This is a genomic window from Prosthecobacter debontii, assembly GCF_900167535.1.
Taxonomy (GTDB): domain Bacteria; phylum Verrucomicrobiota; class Verrucomicrobiia; order Verrucomicrobiales; family Verrucomicrobiaceae; genus Prosthecobacter; species Prosthecobacter debontii.
The window spans coordinates 82,373-101,251 of sequence record NZ_FUYE01000002.1; the positions used below are offsets into that span (position 1 = coordinate 82,373).

The following is an 18,879-nucleotide window of genomic DNA, read 5'->3' on the forward strand; positions in this document are numbered from 1 at the left end:
CACTTTCAACCATGAAGCTGCTCTCCATCACTTGGGTTCACCTTGTCGCCTCCGCGTCTCTCGCGGCGCCTGTCGATTTCATCCATCAGGTGCGGCCCATTCTGGAACAGCATTGCTACTCCTGCCATGGCCCGGAAAAGCAGAAGTCCGGCCTACGCTTCGACATCAAGAGTGAAGCCTTACGCGGCGGTGATTCCCATGCGCCCAATATTCACATCGGCAAGGCCGCCGAGAGTCCGCTGATCCACTTCATCACCACCCAGGACGAAGACACCCGCATGCCACCGAAGGGCGAACGCCTATCGGCGGAAGAAATCGCTCTGCTCACGCGTTGGATCGATGAAGGAGCTGCTTGGCCTGATGGTGTCGATGTGGCTCAGGCAGTGGATAAGCGGGACCATTGGGCCTTCAAACCCATTCAGCCGCTCAGCGGATCTCTGGATTCCTTTGTCGAAACCAAGCTGAAAGAGAAACAACTCAGCCTTTCTCAAGAGGCCGACAAACGCTCGCTCATCCGTCGCCTTTATCTTGTGCTGCATGGCCTTCAACCCACTCCTGAAGAAGTCGAGTCCTTCATCGCTGACAACGATCCCAAAGCGTATGAAAACTTAGTGGATCGTTTGTTAGCCTCGCCACGTTATGGCGAGCGCTGGGCGCGGCATTGGCTGGATGTCATCGCCTTTGGTGAAACCCATGGCTTCGAGGTGAATACCCCGCGCCCCAATGCCTGGCCTTATCGGGATTATGTGATTGAGGCTTTCAACAAAGACACGCCTTACCCTCAGTTCATCCTGGAACAGCTCGCTGGGGACACCGTGGGCAAGGATGCAGCCACCGGCTTCATCGTGGCGAATGCCGCCTTACTCCCAGGCCAGATCGGCAAGGACGAGGAGTCGAAAGCCAAGGCCCGACAGGATGAGCTCAATGACATGGTGAGTATCACGGGTGGGGCATTCCTAGGCCTCACGCTCCATTGTGCACGCTGCCACGATCATAAATTCGATCCGGTTTCCCAGACCGACTATTACAGCCTGCAAGCGATCTTTGCCGGAGTTCGCCATGGAGAGCGTCCCCTGAAGAGTGCCGATGCTCAAAAGCACGAGGAGGATCACGCCACCCTGCTGCTTCGGCTTGCCAAGGCGACTCATCGTTTGCTGAAGTTTGAGCCCCCGGCACTCTCGGGCACTCAACGCACACCGGTGCATCCGCATCGCAATCTGGAGCGCTTCGCTCCAGTCACGACGCAAAAGCTGCGCTTCACCGTCTCGGCCACTTCGGATAACAATCGTTATGAACCCTGTCTGGATGAGCTGGAGATCTATTCCACCAGCGGCCAAAACATCGCTCTAGCCAGCCTAGGAGCCAAGGCCAGTGCCTCTGGAAGTTGGAGCTCTGACAGACATCGGCTGGAGCATGTGAATGATGGTCTGTATGGCAACAGCCGGAGCTGGATCAGCAAGACCAAGGGCGGAGGCTGGGTGCAGATCGAGTTTCCGCAAGCCACCCTCATTGAGGGAATCGCTTGGGGGCGCGACCGTTTGGATGAATTCAAAGACCGACTGCCTGTCAGCTATCGCATCGAGGTGGCCCAACCAGATGGTTCGTGGCTCAAAGTGGCGGACTCCACGGATCGTCAAACTTACCCCGGCTCGAAAGCCAAACTGGCCATGCCACAGCCCGAGAACGTGGAGGCTTCCGTCATTGCTGAATGGCATGATGCACGTGGCGAACTCAATGCGCTGGAAACCCGGCTCAGCAGCAGCAAGACCGGCCCCATGGTCTATGCAGGCCGCTTTGAGCAACCTAGCCCGATTTTCAAACTCAATCGAGGCGATGTCACCCAACCGAAGGAAGAAGTCGTGCCTGCCGCCGTCAGTGCCATCGGTTCCCCTATGAAACTCGCGGGCGATCTCCCTGAGCAAAAGCGTCGGGTCGCCCTTGCTCAATGGCTGGCAGATCCGGCTAACCCCTTACCCGCGCGAGTGTTGGTGAATCGTCTCTGGCAGCATCATTTCGGTGAAGGCATTGTGGCAACACCGAATGACTTTGGCCGCAATGGCGCCATGCCCACGCATCCCGAGCTTCTCTCCGGGTTAGCCGCCGAGTTCATCCGTAGCGGCTGGAGCATCAAGCACATGCAAAAGCTCATTGTCATGAGCCGCACTTGGCGACAGAGCAGCGCTCCGAATGAGGCAGGTCTCGCTGCCGATGCGCAAACGCGTCTGCTCTGGCGCTATCCGCCTCGGCGTGTCGAGGCGGAGGTGGTGCGAGATGGCATGCTGGAGGTCGCTGGCACTTTGGATCTCAAAATGGGGGGGCCTGGATTCAGCGTCTTCGCACCTAACAGCAATTACGTTCGCGTCTATGATCCCAGGGCAGAATTTGGCCCCGAGGAGTGGCGGCGGATGATTTACATGACCAAGGTGCGCATGGCTCAGGATGCCACCTTTGGCAGCTTTGACTGCCCCGATGCCGGGCAAGGTCAACCCAAGCGACCGCGCTCCACCACGGCCATCCAGGCGCTGAGCCTTTTCAACAGCGGCTTTGTCAATCAACAGGCGGAGCTCTTTGCTCAACGCTTACAGAAGGAGGCCGGGAATGATTTAACACGTCAAATCGAACGGGCCTTTGCTCTCACGGCGCAACGATCTCCTGCACCCGATGAAGCTCAGGTCTGCGCCACCCTCGCTCGTGAACATGGCCTGCCCGCCGTCTGCCGTGTGTTGCTGAACACTAACGAATTCCTCTTTGTGCCATGACTGCCCCTCTCTCCTCCCATGGACTCGGTCTGCTCGACCGTCGGCATTTTCTCTCCAGTGCAGCCGGGTTAGGCTTAGCATCGCTGCTCGGCTCCAGGGCTACTCAGGCCTCCACCCCACCGATCCGTCCTGTGATAGAGGCAACGAATCCGTTGCATGCTCGCGCACCCCATTATCCAGCCAAGGCCAAACGTGTGCTGGTCCTGTTTTGCTCCGGTGCCGTCAGTCACCTGGACTCCTGGGACTGGAAACCCGAACTACTGCGCATGGATGGCAAACCCATGCCTGGAGCCAAGGAGAACTTTCTAACGTTTCAAGGCGAAAACGGAAACTTAGTTAGGCCGCTGTATGAGTTCAAGCCACGTGGTCAGACGGGCAAGATGGTGTCGGATCTTTTTCCACACCTCGCCTCGATGACGGATGACCTCACGTTCATCCACTCCATGACGGCCAAGTCTAATACCCATGGTCCAGCGGAAAATCAGATGAGCACGGGATTCATCTTCGATGGCTTCCCGAGTCTGGGTTCCTGGGTGAGTTACGCACTTGGTTCGGAGGCCGATAATCTGCCAGCTTATGTGGCCATTCCTGATCCTCGTGGCGTGCCTCAAGCCGGTGTTAACAATTGGGGCAATGGCTTCCTCCCCGCTGTCTTCCAAGGCACCGCCTTTAACTCCAGTCGCCCGATTTACAATCTGGCACGGCCTAACAACGTTTCAGTCGCCAGTGATCTGGCCTCACGAGACGTGCTGAAGTTTCTCAATGACAAGCACCTGGAGCAGTTCCCTGGCGACACCGAACTGGCCGCCCGAATCGCCAGCTATGAACTCGCCGCAAAGATGCAGCTCTCCGTGCCCGAGGTGAGCGATCTCTCCAAGGAATCGACCACCACGCTGAAGGCCTATGGCGTGGATGATCCGAATCCCATCAAAAGTGGCTTTGCCAAAAACTGCCTGCTTGCTCGTCGCCTGCTAGAGCGTGGAGTGCGCTGTGTGAAACTCTACAATGGCGCTTATGCCATGGGTGAAGGCATCGGCAACTGGGATGGTCACAAGAAGCTGAAGGAGCAGTATGACAAACACGCACCGATCTTTGACCAACCTGCCGCCGCACTGATCCGTGATCTACGTCAACGTGGACTGCTGGAGGATACCCTGGTGGTCTGGTGCACCGAGTTTGGCCGCATGCCTACCTTCCAAAAAGGGGCCAGCGGGCGCGATCATAATCCGCAAGGGTTTACCGTCTGGATGACTGGGGCTGGCGTGAAGCCCGGCATCAGCTATGGCTCCACCGATGCCTTAGGACACAAAGCCGCTGAGAACGTCACCACCATCTACGACTTCCACGCCACCATCCTCCATCTCATGGGGCTGGACCACGAGCGCCTGAGCTACTATCACAACGGCATCGATCGCCGCCTCACGGATGTGCATGGACATGTGATCCGGGACATCCTGGCTTGAATATCAGTGATGTGGCCACTCCTGGCCGCAGGTTCCCGGACGTAGTTGTAATCCATGGTCCTGCACAGCCTTGCGTCTCTGCCAGTGCTGTCTTTGGCTGGCGCAGATGACGACTCTACCTAGCTATGCGGAAATGTGGCTGGCAGCAGAATTCCTAAACGTGCAGCCAAGAGTGGCTGCATCACTTCTGATTTCCTCTCTGGACATTCGTTGGTGCATCATCTCCAATAACGCCCTGCATGAACCGGACCGCCTTTTTTGCCCTCGCCCTGACCTGCTCCCTGAGTGGAGTGGCCGCCATTGCTCAGGAGACGGCCGCCCCTTCACCCGCGCCTGTGTCTGCCTCTGTGCCGCCGCAGAAAAAGACCTTTGAATTCAAAGAGGGAGATCGCCTTGTCCTGTTGGGGAATACGGTCATCGAGCGTGAGCAGCACTACGCCACCTTCGAGCCTCGCTTGGCTCTGGCTTTGGGAGAAACCAAGGTCACTGTGCGTAACTTGGCCTGGAGCGGCGACACCGTGTATGGTCATGCCCGGTCCTACTTTGGCCCGCCTGAGGAAGGTCTGGAGCGTCTCTCCAAGCATCTGGAACTGCTGAAGCCCACCGTGGTGCTACTATGCTACGGATCGGAAATGGCCTTCGAGGGGCTGCAGGATCTGCCTCGTTTCCTGACCGGTTACCGCAATCTAATCAGCCTCATCCGCAAGCAATCCCCCGGCGTGCGCGTCATCATCGCCTCCCCACCACCGCTGGAAAATCTGGCTCCCCCGATGCCCGACCAGACCGATGCCAACAAGGACCTCTCCAGCTTCCGCGATGCCCTGCGGAAGTTCGCCGGTTCTCAGAACGCCTTCTTTGTCGATTGGTTCGAGCTCATGGGCGGCATCCCTAAACCAGGGCAAACTGCCAAGCCTCTAACCGAAAACGGCGTCCATTACACCCGTGCCGGTTATGAAAAACTCAGCGCCAAGCTGGTCGAGGGCCTGGGATTGAAGACGCCTGCCATCGCATCCGCTGAGCTCGCCCCCCTCCAGCGTGAAGTGCTCAAAAAAGACGAACTCTTCTTCAACCGCTGGCGCCCGCAGAATGAAACCTACCTCTTCGGCTTCCGCAAACATGAGCAGGGCCAAAACGCCAAGGAAATCCCCATGTTCGACCCGCTGATCGATCAGGCGGACGCGAAGATTCAGGAGATCAAAGCGGGGCTGCTAGCTTCGAAAAAGACTCTTTGAGTTGATATCGAGCTGTTTAGTTGGCGCGCATGAGCGAATAGTGGCGCGATTCGTTGAGCGGATTGACTCGCCTCCTGGAGGGAGGCCAGATAAACGACTGTTTGAGTGGCGGCCGGTGGGACTTAATCTAGAAAACCCCCGCCCAGGAATCACCTCCCGCCGCCCCCCTGTTTTTCCCCTTGCGAAAAGGCGCTGACGCCCGACAATGGCGGCCCTTTTGTCCGGTAGCCCTCAGGTTATGCGGGACATCAGCCCGCGATAGCCCTCAGGAGTGGAAGGCTGTGCGCGGTTATCATTGCCAGCACTCCCAACCCAAACACACATACATGAGCGCAAGCACACTCGCGGAGATGATCGCAGGATCCTTCCGTGAACTCTCCGAAGGATCCATCGTTAAAGGCCGGATCCTCGAAATCAAACCGCAGGTCGTCCTGGTGGACATTGGCTACAAGTCCGAAGGCGCTATCCCTGCCAGCGAGTTTGAAGATGAAGACATCCAGGTCGGCGATGAGGTCGAAGTCCTCCTCGAGAAACTGGAAAACGACGAAGGCATGGTCGTTCTCTCCAAGGAGAAAGCCGCCTACAAACAGAACTGGGAAAAAATCGCCTCCGTGTTCCGCGATGGCGGCCTCGTCAAAGGCAAGGTCAAGTCCGTCGTCAAAGGTGGCCTTATGGTCAACGTCGGCGTGGAAGCCTTCCTCCCAGGCAGCCAGATCGACATCATCCCGCCGAAGGATCTCAACGAATACGTCGGCAAGGTGTTCGAATTCAAGATCGTCAAGATCAACGACGACCGCAAAAACATCGTCCTTTCCCGCCGCGAAGTCATCGAGGCTGAGCGCGCCGAGCAGCGTCAGAAGTTCCTCGACTCCGTCAACCCTGGCGACAAAGTCGTCGGCGTGGTCAAGAACATCACCGACTTCGGTGTGTTCGTGGACCTCAACGGTATGGACGGCCTGCTTCACATCACCGACATGTCGTGGGGCCGCCTGAACCATCCTACCGAAATGGTGGGTATCGGTCAGCGCCTGGACGTCGTGATCCTGGAAGTGAACCGCGAGAAAGAGCGCGTCTCCCTGGGCCTCAAGCAGCTCCAGAACAACCCTTGGGAAAACATCGAAGCCCGCTATCCTGTCGGCCAGACCGTCAAGGGCAAGGTCACCAAGCTGGTCGCCTACGGTGCTTTCTGCGAAGTGGAAGAAGGCGTGGAAGGTCTCGTCCACGTGTCCGAGCTCTCCTGGACCAAGCGCATCGCCCGTCCATCCGACGTGCTGCAGGTCGGTCAGGAAATCGAAGCCGTCGTCCTTGGCATCAACAAGGAAGAGCGCAAGATCAGCCTGGGCGTGCGTCAGCTCGACGCCAACCCATGGGACGATATCGACGTCCGTTACCCGATCGGCACCGTGCTTACCCGCCCGGTCCGCAACCTCACCGCTTACGGTGCCTTTGTGGAACTGGAAGAGGGTATCGATGGCATGATCCACGTGTCCGACCTCTCCTGGACACGCAAGGTCAACCATCCTTCCGAAATGCTCAAGAAGGGCCAGGAAGTGGAAGCCACCGTGCTCGGTATCGACAAAGCCAACCAGCGCATCAGCCTGGGCATGAAGCAGCTTGAGACCGATCCATGGTCCGAAATCGACAACCGCTTCAAGGTGGGTGACGTCGTCAAGGGCAAGGTCGCCAAGATCGCTTCCTTCGGTGCTTTCGTGGAACTCGAAGGCGATATCGACGGTCTGGTGCACATCTCCCAGCTGAGCGAAGACCACGTGGCCAAGGTCAAAGACGTGCTGAACGTCGGCGACGAAGTGGAAGCCCGCGTGATCAAAGTGGACAAAGTGGAGCGCCGCGTTGGCCTCTCCATCAAGGCCATGAACTACAGCGACGCCGAGATCCAGAAGGAAAGCCAAGCTTTCGAAGCCCTCCGCCCAAGCACCGACCTCGTCGGTCTGGAGCAGGCCTTCAAGTTTGCTACCGAAGACTGGCGTCCAGGCGGTCAATAATCCGCCTCGGTCACAACTTCAAAACCTCACGGAGGGACGTCGCAAGACGTCCCTCTTTTTTTGTTGGAGGCGCGAGGCGAAAGATCCACGCGTAGCTCGATTTTCCAAAATCGAGATGGGGAACGGGCTAGCGACATGATTCGCGGCATTATTTCAGAACATCGATAACAGCCGAGGCTCAGAACATGGGTCACACATGGGAGCCACAGCCCCACCTGCTGAAGCTCTTCCAAGCCCTCGATTTTGGAAAATCGAGCTACGCTTCTCGATGAAAGGCTGCTTCTCTACCGTTCTGTCTTTCCCAACCATGCGCCTTTCCATCTTCCCCCTCGCAGCTTGTTTGTTGCTGCATCTCGCCCTTCCCGTCTTCGCCGGTGAGCCCACCAATGCCAAAGAAGCCGAGGCCCAGAAGAAAGCTGCGGAAGCCCAAAAGGTCGCCGAACAAAAAGCGCTGAATGAGAAGTTCGCCGCTTGGAAAGCCACCCTGTCACCAGAGCAGCAAGCCTGGGAAACCGTGCTGGAGCAAAACCTCGGCATGGGCTTTTACCTGCCGCTTTACCAGAAGGACAAGCTCGCTGGCCGGGTCACCGCTTGGGATTATGTGAAGGCTGATCCCAAGCTGCCACGAGTGCTGCTGATTGGCGATTCCATCTCCCGGGGTTACACCCTCGCCGTGCGGAAAGAATTGGCCGGTGTCGCCAACCTCCACCGTGCGCCCGAGAACTGTGGCCCAACCGCCAACGGCCTCAAGAAACTCCCCGTCTGGCTGGGCGAGGGCAAGTGGGACATCATCCATTTCAACTTCGGCATTCATGACCGGAAGACACCGCTGCCGGATTACGAATCGCGGCTGGATCAGATCGCCACGCAGCTCAAGGCGACGGGGGCGCGTGTGATCTGGGCGAGCACCACCCCGGTGGCCGAAGGCGGCATGAAGGACGCCACGAATGCGGACCTGATCGCCCGCAACGAAATCGCCGCGAAAGTGATGCAAAAGCACGGCATTGAGATCAATGATCTCTACACCTGGATTGAGCCTGATCTCGCCAAGTATCAGAACCCGAACGATGTGCATTTCAGCAATGACGGTTATGATCGCCTGGGCGAACAGGTCGCCGGAACCATCCGCAAAATCATTCCTACGCTGCCCGGCATCAACACCGCGCTCATCCCCATGGGGAAGCTGGAAAAGGACGGCTATGACTGGGAGGCCCGTCATGCTGAGATCATGAAGATCAAAAACGAGGTCAATCCGGAAGTCGTCCTCATTGGCGACTCCATCACCCATTTCTGGGGCGGCCTGCCGGAGGGCGGGAAGATCGGCAATCGCGGTACAGAGACATGGCAAACCTTGTTCGGTCAGCGCCGCGCCCTCAACCTGGGTTTTGGCTGGGATCGCACTCAAAATGTCTTAAAGCGGATTCAGTTAGGCGAGTTGGATGGCTTAAACCCGAAGGCCATCGTGATCCACATCGGCACCAACAACCTGGCGAAAACCGTGAATGCCCGCGATAACACGCCCGAAGAGATTGCCGCAGGCATCAGCGAGATCGTCGCGCAAGCGCATCTGAAATGCCCGCAGGCCAAGATTATTCTCATGGCCATCTTCCCGCGCGGTAAAACAGCAGCGGAACCTCGTCGGGCCATTTTGCGCGATATCAATCAGCGCATCGCCCCTCTCGGCAGCCAGCCCTACGTCACCTTCCTGGACATCACAGACAACTGGCTTGAAAAGGATGGCTCCATCTCCAAGGAGATCATGCCGGATGCCCTGCACCCTAACCAAAAGGGCTATGGCATTTGGGCCGAGGCGTTAAAAACCTTGTTGCCTGAGTAAACGGGAGCTCTGGGGCCTACCAGCCTCCCCTTCAGTTCCCTCGACTTGTTAGTAGTGTGGATTTAAGCCCAACGGGCTTGTGTCATTCAGCCCGGGGTTGGCTCAACCCCGGATCGTGGGACGAAAGACATCCCCAGCAGAGGCGAAGCCTGAAAGGCTTCCGTCCATCCCGGAAAGACCAAAAAGACAGGGCACCTCCTCTATCGTGGACGGAACCCCGTTGGGGTTCGTCTCAGATCCGAACGTTCGTTCTTGGAATATCCCAGGGTTCAGAGAACCCTGGGCTCAGTTCCACAAACCCTTTGGTTTTGAAGAAGAAGGTATTCTCAGTCCACCTAGCGGCGGCGGCGAAGCAGCAGGCCCAGGGAACTGATCAGGAGAAAGAGCAGACGTGAGGGCTCAGGCACCATGCTGGAGGCCCCGGCGGTGCTGTAGGCGGCCTGGATTCCTTCGCCAAAGTAGTTGCCGGAGTGAGCGGTGGAACTGCCCCACAGGAGGGTGGCATTGCCACTGCTGAGGTCGATGATGGCGGAGGCGTTGAAGAAGGGGGAGTCCTCTTGAAAGAGGCCGCTGTGCTTAAAGATAAGCAGCTCGGTGGAGTCGGCCAGCGTGGCGGCATTGCCGATGATGGAGTAGATAGACTCGCCGATGAAGTCGCTACCTTCCAGGATGGGGGCCTGGGCATTGCCTTCCAGAGCTCCGGCGCCAAAGGCCCACCAGGCGCTGGCTTCATCCAGAGCCTCGAAGGCACCGCCGGAGGTCACCAGATCAAAGGCGATGGCGTCCAGGTTCTGGAGTTGGGTATCGCTGAGGCCGGAGAAGTAACCCACGCCGACATAGACGTTTTGCAAAGCCGTGCCGGTGCTGGAGACGATGGCATTGGTGGAGCCGTCGTGGGTGACGTTGGTGATCAAGACCGAAGCGGCCGGGCTGACGACGGGCAGCAGGGTCATCAGGGCAGCGATGCCGAGGGTGCAGAGGGAGAAACGCATGGGGGGTTGGTGCGAGACAGGGTTGGAAAAGGCAGACGGGGAGGCAGGGAATTAAAGATCCCCGTAGAGGCTGCTGTCTGGGGCCAGCTTGATGTTGGAGGCGGCGGCTTTGCGCTCGATGATGAACCCCGGTGTCAGGGCCACTCCGGCTTGGTCGGCATTCCCTGCTCCAATGGCGCGCCACCCGGCAGTGATGCTGGGGGGCTGGGCCACGGCGTAGTAGTATTTGTCATAGCCGCCGGAGGCATTGGTGAGCCAGATGACATCCGCTGTGGTCGGGGTGCCGGACTGGAGAGAGGTGGCCAGGCCCGAGTTCCCCAGGGTGGCTCCCAGAGGGTAGCTGCGCTCCAGGTAGTTGAATCCGCTGGTGATGGGGATGACGCTGACGGTCGTCTTCACCACGCCGGAGACCGTCAGCCGCAGGTCGCCTGGGGCGCGGCGCTCAATGATGATGCCCTCCACGTGATAGATGGGGGTCTTCGCCATATCCGCGTTCCCGGCCCCGATCATGCGCCAACCGGCGGTGAGGAAGGGAGGGCTGGCAGCGGCGTAGTAGAGCTTGTCAAAGCCGCCGTTTTCCTTGGGCACCCACACCATGTCCGCCGTCTGGGAGTTTCCCGTTTTCAGTCCCGCCTCGTTGTTGAGGCCAAAGATGTCCGCCAGGGTGGTGGCAGCGCGGATTTCGTAGCGCACGCCTGCCGTCACATAGGCGGAGAGGTCGCTCACGGTGTCCAGGGTGGTGGCACCGATGGGGGTGATGATGGACCAGCAGCCTTGATTCACCCCATCCACCAACTCCAACCACAGCCGGGTGCCGGGGGGCAGCGCGGTCTGGAAGTCTCCCTGAGCATCCGTCACGCTCGTGGCGGTGGCGGATTCCAGCGATCCCGAGGCGAGCACGGGACGCAGAAAGTTGATCCCGATCAGGCTGTAGTTTCCGCCTTTCACCGTCAGGGTCTGGAAGCCGGAAGGCTCCGTCTTGGCCTCCTGAGCTGAGGCAGAAGTGAGGGCTAAAACGGCAGCGGCCAGCCAGGGCAAGGCGGCTTGGGGTTTCATCGGGGGCATCTCAAACATGCCAGGGGGATAGCGTGAAATCTCAGCCTGCGTTATTGATTTAGCGTGACGATCTCGAGCCAGATCTCGGGGTCTCGTGGACTTTCATTAGGGCTGGTCGGGGGCCTAAAAACCCGTTCTGTAGGATCAAAAAAGCACGCGGTAGAGGCCAGGGGTGGGCTGCAAACTGTCGCCGAGTTGAAACAAATACCCGCTTTCCCTGGCACAGATTCGTATTCACTGTCTGACCGCGTGATGTTTTTTTCCTCGACCATGATCGTCCGGCTGCTGCTGCCGATGCTCATCCTCCTGGGATGCAGTTCTTGCAGTTCCATGCAGAGACTGGCGAAAGCCGGTGCTGCCGAGCCCTCCGCCTTCCTCGCCAACGGACCCAAGCTGCAGAAGACCAAGGCCAAGTATGACCCCTTCCTGCGTGTGTGGCGGAATGACTCGCGCGAGGTCTGGGCCAAGGCGGAGGCGAAGAAAAAGCTCTACATCGCCCCGGTCTCCCTGGACTACCTGAGACCGATGACCCAGCCGCTTTCCCGCGTGGAGGTGAGGGAGAAATCCCGGCAGAAGGAGGCCCAGAAACTGGCGGTGTATATGCGGGAGCAGTTTGCCCTCGCCTTTAAAAACTCGCCAAACGCGCATTACGAGATCGTGGACGAACCGGAGAAGGACGCGCTGACGCTGGAGATGGCCATTGTGGAGTTCAACCCCAACTCGATCGTAGCCGGGATCACAAGAAGGGCCATCAACCTGATCGCCGTGCCCGGCGCGGAATCCCTGGTGGGCCGCCAATTGAAGGGGAATATCGCCATGGAGGGTCGCGTGACCGATCCGGCGCAGAAGCAGAGCCTCTACGAATTTGCCGATGCCGAGCAGAATCAATCCGCCCTGATCCTGTCCGTGCACGATTACAATGCCTACAGCGCCGCCCGGAAGATCATCCGTGGCTGGGCGACCCAGTTTGAGGAGGTGACGCGCACCAAACCGGGCGAGCGGGTGAAGGACAGCGCTGCCTTCACGCTCTGGCTGTGGTGAGGCCGGACCTAGCGGATGGGATTAGTTAGCCTTTGCGTTTCAAATTCAGCCACGCTTTCCGGTAAGTGAAGGCGATGGCCATGATGCCGACTCCCAAAAGCACCGCCCGGGAAGGCTCGGGCACAGGCAGAACATCCGCAGCACCCGAGGGTGCCCAGAGAAGATCTGCCGCCTCACCCGCCGCTGACTGCCCAGAGGAATGCGCCATCGCCACAGCAAATGCTGTCGTCGCCAGCCAATAAAGAATCGTGCGCATACCGTCGGGGGGAACCTCTTGATTAAGAAATCAAATTTAAGAAGACAGGGCAAGACAAATCCATCTTCTTCAACGGATTACGTTTCTCAGCGGCGCCACTGATACATCCAGCGCTCGGAAATGATACGGTCGCCATCCTTCATCTCACACATCAGCTCCAGGAGATTGGTGCTGTCAGGCACGTCCAGTTTGAAAAAGGCGCGCCAGCCACCCGTCTCGCGGTTAAACATCACACGCTTATCCAGCACCTTCGCCGGATCGCCGTTAACCACCACGTCCACATCTGGCACCCAGTCCTGGGGTTTCTTCAGATTCAGGCCTCCCTTGGTAAAGTCGATGACGTACTCGTGATCGTCCGCCTTCATCACAAAACCACGGCGGGTGGAGATAACCTTGCAGAGCAGGCCAGGGAGTTGCTCATCCTGCCAGGCGAGGCGGTATTCGAAGCTGATCGGCTCGGTCGGGCTCTTCGGCAGCTCGCTGGGCCGCCACATGGCGACAATGTTATCCCAGGTCTCCTCGCCGGTGGAGAGCTCCACGAGGACGACGGAGCCCTTGGAGAAACCTTTGATCGGCTCCACCCACACGCTGGGGCGGCGGTGATACATGGCCTCGAGGTCCTGGAAATTGGCAAAGTCACGATCGCGCTCGCCCAGACCAAAGCCCTTGAGTTTATCGACATCGAAGACGCTCAGGCGGAGATCTCGGCTGACATCCAGCGGACGCCAGATGGAGGGGCCGTTCTCGATCTCGATCTGGAGACCATCACTGTCATGCACCTCCGGGCGGAAGTCATAGGGCTTCGGATGGCTGTTTTCACCAAACCAGAACATGCTGGAGAATGGGGCGATGCCGAGCATCTCCACGGGTTTACGTAGAAACAGCGTGGCTTTCACGATCATGTCCGTGGTCTTGCCTGGGCTGGCATCGAATTGATACGCTCCCGTGATGCTGGGACCATTGAGCAGGGCCAGCACAGTAAAGTATTTTTCACCGGCCTTCGGCTGCTTGAACCAAAAGTGGGTGAAGTCTGGAAACTCCTCCGGTTTCCCGCCGATGGTGTTCACCGCCACGCCACGAGCACTGATGCCGTAACCCAACTCCGTGGTCACCGCCCGATAGTAGCTGGCCCCCATGAAGACCATGAACTCGAAACGCTTGCCCATGAAGGCATGCGGGGCCAGGACGCGGAAACCGGCATAACCTTCGGGCTTCTTCAGGTTCTCAGGCAGTTTCAAATCATCGTAATCAAAGAGCCCTTGATCAAAGGCGATCGGTGTGGTGGTGACGCCATCCACATTGTAAAAAACGACCGGCTTTTTAAACATCCAGCCAGGATGGAAGAACTGGACTTTGTAAGTATCCCCCAAGTCTGAATACACCGATTTCTCCTCCCGGAAACGGATCTTGCGATGGCCGTCATACTTCAGTCCTTCAAAGAACGGATCGAGCTGCTGAGAGGGAGCCTCGTATGGCTGCTGGGCCAATTGAGCCGCCAGTTTCTGCAACGACTCATAGTCCGTCACCTCCGTCAGGGGAAGATCAGCAGCATGAGCGGCCAGGGAGGCAGCAGCGGATAAAGACAGAATCCAAGACCCAAGGGAGCGGGGGGCAGTCATAGAGAAACGTAAGAGCACCGCAAGCATGCCCTTACGCATCTGACAGTCAACACCCAGACACGACGCTCAAGCCTCAATTCCGAGCTTCGTTTTCAAACGTGAGAGCTGGGCCTTTAATAGCTCGATCTCCATCTCCATGCGTCGCTTCCACTCCTGATCCTCCTGGCTCACAGGCTGCGCCACCGTCGCCGAGACGATCTCCTCCTGTGGGGCCAGACCTACTGGATCTCCGGTGAGAAGCTGGGCATACAGCGCCACACGACGGCCAGGCCCTGCGGGGAGACAGGCTGCGACCGGGCCTTCGGGATAAGCGATAAGGTTATTCAACTCGGCCTCCACGCTCTCCAGATCCGGGAAGGTCTGCAGACGCTCCGTGCGCTGGCGGAGTTCCCCCAGCGTCTGAGCCCCACGTAGCAACAGCACTGCCAGCAAGGCAATGCTTGGCTTCTCTAGCCGTGGCAGTTTGCCTTTCACATTGTGCCGAAACTTCTGCACGCGTGCTCCTACAACGGTGACCTGAAAGACCCAGCCACGGGTCTTCATGTTCTCCAAAGCACGCTGCACCGTGCCTTCATCCAGGTTCATCACCGGCTCTCGATTCGTCGATTGGTTACAGGCAGAAACCAAGGCGTTCAGAGTCAGAGGATAATAATCGGGGAGAGTGATTTCCTTCTCGATCAGGCAACCAAGGATGCGCGCTTCCGTAGCCGTGAGAGTTGGAGAAGAGGGTTGGGGGTCTTCCATGACTACAAACTATCCGACAATTTCTTATCCGCAAGACTGAGCCCCGTAAGCGGAGCAAATCCTCGAATGTGAATTTCCCTTTGCACGGGAGCGACGTATCCCGCATACATCCGCCCCCAAACGTTTTCACAGTCCCCCCGAAACTCGATCCCCAAGGAGAATAGCCATGCCCACCTACGACTACGAATGCCAGACCTGCGGTCATCAGTTCGAAGCTCGTCAGTCCATGAAGGACCCGCATCTCACCGATTGCCCCGTCGAGTCCTGCCCTGGTCCCGTGAAGCGTAAGATCGGCCTCGGCTCCGGCCTGATCTTCAAAGGCAGCGGTTTCTACATCACCGACTATCGCAGTGACTCCTATAAAGCTGCTGCGAAGAGTGACGCCGCCTCTTCATCCTCTAGCAGTGGCAGCAGCACTACCTCACCCCCCGCCAGTCCCAAACCCAGCGGCAGTTAGGGAGTCTAGCTCCAGTCCACCTGGTGGCTGAGCATGGTGTCGTCGTCGAAGAGAAATCTGCCGACGAAGTGCTTTTGTTCAATCAGCACTCCTGCCAGCCAGAGCTGATCATCGGACCACATTTCCTCGAAAGGCAAGGCAGACAGCGGCGTCCATAGCGGCACAGCCTCGTCGGTTTCCACCGCCTCACCCGTCCACTGCGTGGCGCGGTAAACATCCACATGCAGAGCCAGCCCATCGACAAACTGGAACCAAAGCTCGCCATGATGAACGGGATTCATCGCGGTCACCCCCAACTCCTCCTGAGTCTCCCGGACGGCACATTCTTCGGAGGTTTCTCCGGGGTCCTGCTTCCCCCCAGGGCCATTGATTTTCCCTGCACCCAGGCCGCGCTTCTTCCGGATCAGCAGCACTTGGTCTCGCCCCTCGTCCACGATGAACATGAGTGTCGCGCGAACAGAGGGCTGCCAGTGATTCCAGTCAGGGGTCATAAGGGACGGCGATCATGGCACGACGCAGAAAGAATGCCACCCCGGAAGCCGCATGGCATGAAAACAAGCTCGGGGTCGCTCCGCCCGCCCTTCTTTCTCTTCGTCGTTAGTTTTCCTGTCCAAATCTCCGCTCTCTCGGCCTATCTTCCTGAGAGAACCAATGTCTGCCGATAAGACCACGACCTTTTTAGAGCTGTTGACCGCGCATGAGCGATCTCTCTCGCTCTATGTCCATGGCCTCGTGCCGCGTGACAGCGAAGCGGAAGACATCCTCCAGCAGACGAAGCTGCTGCTGTGGAAGCATTTCGATGATTTCACCCTGGGCACCAACTTCATTGCCTGGGCCAGGAAAACCGCTTTTCACCAAATCCTCACGCATCGCCGGCAGAAGAAGCGCGAGCATTTACCCCTGGATGAGGAGGCGCTGGAAGCACTCGGACACGCCATTTCTGAATTGGCGGAGGAGGGCAGTGCTCGGCAGGAGGCCCTGCGCGCTTGTTTGACGCGCCTACCCACGGAGCACCGCCAACTGGTGCACTTACGTTACTTTGATGACCTAGAGATTGATCAGATCGCTGAGCGTGTCGAGCGCACGGAGGCGGCCGTCTATCGCGCACTCAGCCGTGTGCGCATGACTCTGATGCAATGCGTGCAAAAACAGATGGAGACTCATTCATGAAAACTGACGAAACCTGGCACTGGCTGGAGCTGTGGGAGCGTGCCCGCGATCATGCTCTGACGACTGATGAACAAGCCCGGCTTAACGACGCACTGAAGAACAATGCTGAGGTGCGTAACCTCCTGGCTGAAGCCGCCCTTCTCGAGGCGGAGCTACGGAGCGGTAGTCTGGAGGAAGCCCCGGTCTCCCCCGCCGCTGGATCCACTTCCCCTTCCCGCTCTTGGGCCTCGCGTGTGGCCCAGGTGGTGCTGCCCCTAGCCGCAGCCATCGTCTCCGCCGGAGCCGTTTGGCTTCTGAGCCGTGAGCCCGCCCCCGCAGCCACACTCACGAAAGCCAGTGCTTGCAAGTGGGGTAACAGTGCTCTGCCCACGCTGGAGGGATCCAGCTTACAGCCTGGAATGCTCGAATTGCTGGACGGGATTGCCACCTTGAAATTCGCCAGTGGAGCGGAGGTGGCCCTCGAGGCCCCCGTCACCCTGGAGGTAGTCTCGGCCATGGAGTGCCGCGTGAAAAAAGGCACCGTGGTGGCTGAAGTGCCGCCTCAAGCCAAGGGCTTCACCATTCACACGGATGAAACCACCGTGGTGGACTATGGCACACGCTTCGGGGTCAGTGCCGGAGAGGATGGCAAATGCCTCGTGCATGTGATCGAGGGCCTTGTGGAGGTGGAGCACGCCGGAGTGAAAGGCCGCAAAGAACTGCGCGCGGGCCAACGCGTGGACTACGGTGGCTTCATCCAGAGCGCCGCCAATCCCGACGCCAACGTAACGGACTCCCAACCCGAACCCGGCCGCTGGCTGCCTAGCCCGATTAACGACTTGGGTGACGGCTGGCAGATCCTCACCACCGCTTTTGGCCGTGGCAAGGATTCGTGGATTCAATCCAACCTCAAGCAAGACGTCACAGGGCGTGAATCCTACCTGCGCATCAAACACACCACGCATGACATGAATCTGGATCGCAAAGCCTATGTGGCTTTCGATCTCACACGCTTTGCCGACAAGCACATCGCAGAGGCTGAGTTCACCCTGCACGTGGAGCCCAGTGATCTCGGCTTTGCCTCTCTCGTGCCTGACGCCGTGTTCAGCGTCTATGGCCTCACGGATGAAACCCAAGATAGCTGGGATGAAAAAGAGCTGCATTGGTCGCATGCCCCCGCTCACAGCATGGCCTCTGAGCACCGAACCGGAGTCGTCGAAGGACAAGCTCTGAAGTTGGGCCAATTCACCGTGCCCCAGGGCACCACCCGTGGTGGGTTCACCGTTAAAGGCCCAGCCGTGGCAGATTTTCTGCGGTCTGACACCAACGGTTTGGCGACCTTCATCATTATCCGTGAGACCGATGAAACGGCCCGAAACGGCCTCGCCCATGCCTTTGCCAGCAAGGAAAATACCCGTAATACGCCTCCCATGCTGAAAGTGCGCTTAGAAGATTGAGGGGCTTCCGCTCCTGCAAGAAAGGTCGGGAATTCACTGCGCAACGGTTGCCTTTATTGAGGCCCCGAGTTTAAATTCCCACATGAATCGTGATGTCATCGAGATCCAAGTGCGCGCTGTCCTGCCCTTGGAGGGAAGCTTCGCCGTGTTTCTGGGGAACGCCGACAAGACCTTTGTGATTTATGTGGATGAGTCCGTGGGCACCGCCATCTCGATGTTCATGCGAGGGATCGCCAAAGATCGTCCGCTAACGCATGATCTATTGGCGAGTGTCTTGCTCGCCTTCGGGGCCAAAGTGGAACGCGTGATTATCAATCATGTGGAAGGCAGTGTCTTCCATGCCCGCATGATTCTTTCTGCCTCGAATGAATTGCATCAGCGGAAACTCATCGAGCTGGATGCCCGCCCGAGCGACAGCATCGCCATGGCTGTGCAGCAGGGCGCACCACTCTTCGTGGCCAAATCGGTGTGGGATAGCGTGGAGGATGTGACTCACACCCTTCACGAGATCGAAAAACAGGGTCTGGAAGGCACGTCCGCGGGCGCCGACCTCTCCGAGGACGAAGAGGATGAGGAAGAGGAGGGCGCGGATGAAGAAGACGATGAGGATACGGAGGATCTCGATCCTGACGATATCGACTTAGACGACCTCGAAGATTTAGAACTGGAAGACGACGAGGGGGAGGATGACGACGACGGCTATGACGACGGCTACGGCAACGATGACGACGACGAAGGCGAAGAGTGGAAAAAGAAGTGAGGCGGCGAACCGCAAGCCGCCTCAAGGCCTGCCAACGCACTTCTTTAGGTCTGC

Annotated in this window: 16 protein-coding genes; 10 read left to right on the plus strand and 6 right to left on the minus strand. The window is 58.3% G+C overall.

The window, feature by feature from the left end:
- Positions 1 to 11: 11 nt before the first annotated feature.
- From B5D61_RS02800 to B5D61_RS26755, 5 genes are all read left to right on the plus strand, one after another.
- The gene (locus tag B5D61_RS02800; protein WP_078811795.1) at positions 12 to 2,759 is read left to right on the plus strand and encodes a PSD1 and planctomycete cytochrome C domain-containing protein; all 2,748 of its coding nucleotides are present in this window, start codon (positions 12 to 14) and stop codon (positions 2,757 to 2,759) included.
- Entirely contained in the window at positions 2,756 to 4,222 is a 1,467-nt protein-coding gene (locus B5D61_RS02805; protein ID WP_078811796.1) for a DUF1501 domain-containing protein, read from the plus strand. The genes B5D61_RS02800 and B5D61_RS02805 overlap by 4 nt, the downstream gene beginning before the upstream one ends.
- A 239-nt stretch (positions 4,223 to 4,461) precedes the next feature.
- On the plus strand, positions 4,462 to 5,454 hold the full coding sequence (locus tag B5D61_RS02810) for an SGNH/GDSL hydrolase family protein (protein ID WP_078811797.1): 993 nt from the start codon (positions 4,462 to 4,464) through the stop codon (positions 5,452 to 5,454).
- 326 nt (positions 5,455 to 5,780) lie between these two features.
- The gene (locus B5D61_RS02815; RefSeq protein WP_078811798.1) at positions 5,781 to 7,457 is read left to right on the plus strand and encodes a 30S ribosomal protein S1; all 1,677 of its coding nucleotides are present in this window, start codon (positions 5,781 to 5,783) and stop codon (positions 7,455 to 7,457) included.
- 307 nt (positions 7,458 to 7,764) lie between these two features.
- Complete coding sequence (locus B5D61_RS26755; RefSeq protein WP_245846439.1) at positions 7,765 to 9,294, plus strand: SGNH/GDSL hydrolase family protein; 1,530 nt, start codon at positions 7,765 to 7,767, stop codon at positions 9,292 to 9,294.
- Positions 9,295 to 9,629: 335 nt separating this feature from the next.
- On the opposite strand, the gene B5D61_RS02830 is transcribed toward B5D61_RS26755, so the two are convergent.
- Complete coding sequence (locus B5D61_RS02830; protein ID WP_078811799.1) at positions 9,630 to 10,286, minus strand: PEP-CTERM sorting domain-containing protein; 657 nt, start codon at positions 10,284 to 10,286, stop codon at positions 9,630 to 9,632.
- 51 nt (positions 10,287 to 10,337) lie between these two features.
- Positions 10,338 to 11,360 carry a hypothetical protein gene (locus tag B5D61_RS02835; protein ID WP_078811800.1) on the minus strand — a complete coding sequence of 341 codons (1,023 nt, stop codon included), beginning with the start codon at positions 11,358 to 11,360 and terminating at the stop codon, positions 10,338 to 10,340.
- Positions 11,361 to 11,612: 252 nt separating this feature from the next.
- On the opposite strand from B5D61_RS02835, the gene B5D61_RS02840 reads away from it, so the two are divergent.
- On the plus strand, positions 11,613 to 12,383 hold the full coding sequence (locus B5D61_RS02840; RefSeq protein WP_176159188.1) for a DUF3313 family protein: 771 nt from the start codon (positions 11,613 to 11,615) through the stop codon (positions 12,381 to 12,383).
- Positions 12,384 to 12,408: 25 nt separating this feature from the next.
- Here B5D61_RS02840 and B5D61_RS02845 read toward each other — a convergent pair whose 3' ends face one another.
- The 3 genes from B5D61_RS02845 to B5D61_RS02855 form a co-directional block, all read right to left on the minus strand.
- Positions 12,409 to 12,639, minus strand: a complete 231-nt coding sequence (locus B5D61_RS02845) for a PEP-CTERM sorting domain-containing protein (RefSeq protein ID WP_078811802.1) — start codon at positions 12,637 to 12,639, stop codon at positions 12,409 to 12,411.
- A gap of 86 nt (positions 12,640 to 12,725) precedes the next feature.
- A complete protein-coding gene (locus B5D61_RS02850) occupies positions 12,726 to 14,258 on the minus strand; it encodes an OpgD/OpgG family glucan biosynthesis protein (protein ID WP_078812158.1) in 1,533 nt (510 codons plus the stop codon).
- Between the two features lie 66 nt (positions 14,259 to 14,324).
- Entirely contained in the window at positions 14,325 to 15,002 is a 678-nt protein-coding gene (locus tag B5D61_RS02855; protein WP_078811803.1) for a YceH family protein, read from the minus strand.
- Between the two features lie 166 nt (positions 15,003 to 15,168).
- On the opposite strand from B5D61_RS02855, the gene B5D61_RS02860 reads away from it, so the two are divergent.
- Positions 15,169 to 15,459: an FmdB family zinc ribbon protein gene (locus tag B5D61_RS02860; protein ID WP_078811804.1), complete on the plus strand. Its 291-nt coding sequence runs from the start codon at positions 15,169 to 15,171 to the stop codon at positions 15,457 to 15,459.
- Between the two features lie 5 nt (positions 15,460 to 15,464).
- Here the strand turns inward: B5D61_RS02860 and B5D61_RS02865 are convergent, their stop codons facing one another.
- Positions 15,465 to 15,950, minus strand: coding sequence for an 8-oxo-dGTP diphosphatase (locus B5D61_RS02865; RefSeq protein WP_078811805.1), 486 nt, complete (start codon positions 15,948 to 15,950; stop codon positions 15,465 to 15,467).
- A 160-nt stretch (positions 15,951 to 16,110) separates the two neighbouring features.
- Between B5D61_RS02865 and B5D61_RS02870 the strand changes: the two genes are divergently transcribed.
- From B5D61_RS02870 to B5D61_RS02880, 3 genes are all read left to right on the plus strand, one after another.
- Positions 16,111 to 16,629, plus strand: coding sequence for a sigma-70 family RNA polymerase sigma factor (locus tag B5D61_RS02870; protein ID WP_078811806.1), 519 nt, complete (start codon positions 16,111 to 16,113; stop codon positions 16,627 to 16,629).
- Positions 16,626 to 18,065 (plus strand): DNRLRE domain-containing protein, encoded by a 1,440-nt coding sequence (locus B5D61_RS02875; RefSeq protein ID WP_176159189.1) that lies wholly within the window; start codon positions 16,626 to 16,628, stop codon positions 18,063 to 18,065. The genes B5D61_RS02870 and B5D61_RS02875 overlap by 4 nt, the downstream gene beginning before the upstream one ends.
- Before the next feature lie 82 nt (positions 18,066 to 18,147).
- On the plus strand, positions 18,148 to 18,825 hold the full coding sequence (locus B5D61_RS02880; protein WP_078811808.1) for a bifunctional nuclease family protein: 678 nt from the start codon (positions 18,148 to 18,150) through the stop codon (positions 18,823 to 18,825).
- Positions 18,826 to 18,879 lie beyond the last annotated feature (54 nt).

What these genes read in the sequence shown, in the direction of transcription:
- B5D61_RS02800 (WP_078811795.1), top strand. Translation starts at nt 12, where the DNA reads ATGAAGCTGCTCTCCATCACTTGGGTTCACCTTGTCGCCTCCGCGTCT.
- B5D61_RS02805 (WP_078811796.1), top strand. Translation starts at nt 2,756, where the DNA reads ATGACTGCCCCTCTCTCCTCCCATGGACTCGGTCTGCTCGACCGTCGG.
- B5D61_RS02810 (WP_078811797.1), top strand. Translation starts at nt 4,462, where the DNA reads ATGAACCGGACCGCCTTTTTTGCCCTCGCCCTGACCTGCTCCCTGAGT.
- B5D61_RS02815 (WP_078811798.1), top strand. Translation starts at nt 5,781, where the DNA reads ATGAGCGCAAGCACACTCGCGGAGATGATCGCAGGATCCTTCCGTGAA.
- B5D61_RS26755 (WP_245846439.1), top strand. Translation starts at nt 7,765, where the DNA reads ATGCGCCTTTCCATCTTCCCCCTCGCAGCTTGTTTGTTGCTGCATCTC.
- B5D61_RS02830 (WP_078811799.1), bottom strand. Translation starts at nt 10,286, where the DNA reads ATGCGTTTCTCCCTCTGCACCCTCGGCATCGCTGCCCTGATGACCCTG.
- B5D61_RS02835 (WP_078811800.1), bottom strand. Translation starts at nt 11,360, where the DNA reads ATGTTTGAGATGCCCCCGATGAAACCCCAAGCCGCCTTGCCCTGGCTG.
- B5D61_RS02840 (WP_176159188.1), top strand. Translation starts at nt 11,613, where the DNA reads ATGATCGTCCGGCTGCTGCTGCCGATGCTCATCCTCCTGGGATGCAGT.
- B5D61_RS02845 (WP_078811802.1), bottom strand. Translation starts at nt 12,639, where the DNA reads ATGCGCACGATTCTTTATTGGCTGGCGACGACAGCATTTGCTGTGGCG.
- B5D61_RS02850 (WP_078812158.1), bottom strand. Translation starts at nt 14,258, where the DNA reads ATGACTGCCCCCCGCTCCCTTGGGTCTTGGATTCTGTCTTTATCCGCT.
- B5D61_RS02855 (WP_078811803.1), bottom strand. Translation starts at nt 15,002, where the DNA reads ATGGAAGACCCCCAACCCTCTTCTCCAACTCTCACGGCTACGGAAGCG.
- B5D61_RS02860 (WP_078811804.1), top strand. Translation starts at nt 15,169, where the DNA reads ATGCCCACCTACGACTACGAATGCCAGACCTGCGGTCATCAGTTCGAA.
- B5D61_RS02865 (WP_078811805.1), bottom strand. Translation starts at nt 15,950, where the DNA reads ATGACCCCTGACTGGAATCACTGGCAGCCCTCTGTTCGCGCGACACTC.
- B5D61_RS02870 (WP_078811806.1), top strand. Translation starts at nt 16,111, where the DNA reads ATGTCTGCCGATAAGACCACGACCTTTTTAGAGCTGTTGACCGCGCAT.
- B5D61_RS02875 (WP_176159189.1), top strand. Translation starts at nt 16,626, where the DNA reads ATGAAAACTGACGAAACCTGGCACTGGCTGGAGCTGTGGGAGCGTGCC.
- B5D61_RS02880 (WP_078811808.1), top strand. Translation starts at nt 18,148, where the DNA reads ATGAATCGTGATGTCATCGAGATCCAAGTGCGCGCTGTCCTGCCCTTG.